This is a genomic window from Brachyspira catarrhinii, assembly GCF_005518285.1.
In the GTDB taxonomy this organism is placed as follows: domain Bacteria; phylum Spirochaetota; class Brachyspiria; order Brachyspirales; family Brachyspiraceae; genus Brachyspira; species Brachyspira catarrhinii.
In genome coordinates this window covers 1-1,738 of sequence record NZ_SJDU01000434.1, presented here as the reverse complement: position 1 = coordinate 1,738, position 1,738 = coordinate 1, and the positions used below count along the sequence as shown (strand labels likewise).

Annotated in this window: 2 protein-coding genes; both read left to right on the top strand. The window is 32.1% G+C overall.

Annotation, left to right across the window (positions count from 1 at the left end):
* The first annotated feature begins 236 nt into the window (after positions 1 to 236).
* The gene (rplS, locus tag EZH24_RS11225) at positions 237 to 707 is read left to right on the top strand and encodes a 50S ribosomal protein L19 (protein WP_137999191.1); all 471 of its coding nucleotides are present in this window, start codon (positions 237 to 239) and stop codon (positions 705 to 707) included.
* 32 nt (positions 708 to 739) lie between these two features.
* A complete protein-coding gene (locus EZH24_RS11220; RefSeq protein ID WP_137999190.1) occupies positions 740 to 1,564 on the top strand; it encodes a sulfide/dihydroorotate dehydrogenase-like FAD/NAD-binding protein in 825 nt (274 codons plus the stop codon).
* Positions 1,565 to 1,738 lie beyond the last annotated feature (174 nt).

Sequence of the window (1,738 nt, the reverse complement as noted above, 5' to 3'; positions counted from 1 at the left end):
CATAAATAAAAATTGTCAATAATTATAATTAACTAATTATATAGCGATAAATATCTAAATTCAAATAATTTTCATAGTATATTCTAAAAGTTAGTAAATTTTATTAAAAAATTCGCTTGATAAAATTCATACGATATGTTATAATTATTCAATAATATTTAATAAGTGTAAATAAGTATAAGAACATAAAGGGATTTAAAATAATTTTAAGGTTTTAATAAACGGGAGATTATAAAATGGAACAGAAAATTAGATTAGTCGAAGCAAAATACAAAAAAGAAGCGATTTTACCTTTTGAAATAGGCGATACGGTAAAAGTTTGGGTAAAGATTATAGAAGGCGATAGAGAAAGATTGCAGGCTTTCGAGGGAGTCGTTATTTCAATTCGCGGTAAAGGTATAAACAAAAGTTTTATAGTTCGCAAAATATCCTACGGAGTCGGAGTCGAAAGAATATTTTTAATCAACTCTCCAAGAATAGACCATGTGGATATTGTTCGCAAAGCTAAAGTAAGAAGAGCAAAATTATATTATTTGAGAAATAAAGTCGGCAAAAAAGCAAGATTGATTGAAAGACTCGGAGTGAAAATTCCTAAATACTCCGATTTGATAAAAGCCGAAGAATCAAATAATGAAAACGAAGAAATTGAAAATTCAAACAATAACGAAGAAAATAATACGGAAGCGGCTTCTTCCGATAATAATTAATAATATATTTAAAATTAAAACGGAGGTTTTTTATGGGTTATAAAATAGTAGAAAGAGAACAATGGTCGGAAAAAGTTTTTATGATGAAAGTTGTCGCTCCAGATATAGCGAAACATCGTAAAGCGGGAAATTTTATCATTTTTAGATTAAACGAAGTGGGAGAGAGAATTCCTCTTACAATAGCTGACGCAGATACGAACGATGGAACTATCATGATAGTCACTCAAGATGTAGGATATTCGACGGCTAAACTTATGGAGCTGCAAGTCGGAGACGAAATAATGGATGTTATAGGTCCGTTGGGACAGCCTACTCATATTGAAAAGCATGACGGAATAGTTTTATGCGTTGGCGGAGGAGTAGGAATCGCTCCTTTGCATCCAATAGCTCAATCGCATCATAATAACGGAAATAAAGTCGTATCAATTTTGGGAGCGAGAGACAAATCATTAATCATTATGGAAGATATGATGAAAAAAATCTCCGAAGAAACTTTAATTTGCACCGATAACGGAAGCTACGGAGAAAAAGGACTTGTAACCGATATGATTAAAAGAGTTTACGAAAAAGGCGAAAAAATCTCCGAAGTAATCGCAATCGGTCCCGCAATAATGATGAAATTCGTGGCAAAACTTACGAAAGAATATAATTTGCCAACGACTGTTAGCCTAAATCCTATTATGATTGACGGAACGGGAATGTGCGGTTGTTGTAGAGTATTGGTAGGAACGGAAACTAAATTTGCTTGCGTTGAAGGTCCAGAATTTGACGGACATTTGGTAGATTTCGATTTATTAATGAAAAGACAGGCTATGTATAAAAAAGAAGAACATGAATGTAGTTTAAAACTGGGTTAATATTTGATATTATATAAGATAAAAAACCGAGCCTTTAATCAATTAAGATAAAGAACTCGGTTTTATTTTCAGTTTAATCAATCTAATTTTGATTAATAACCTCAACTCTGTATCAATTATTGCGCGGTTAAAGTTCCTTCGTATTCCGCTATATAACCGCCAGTTTCATATACT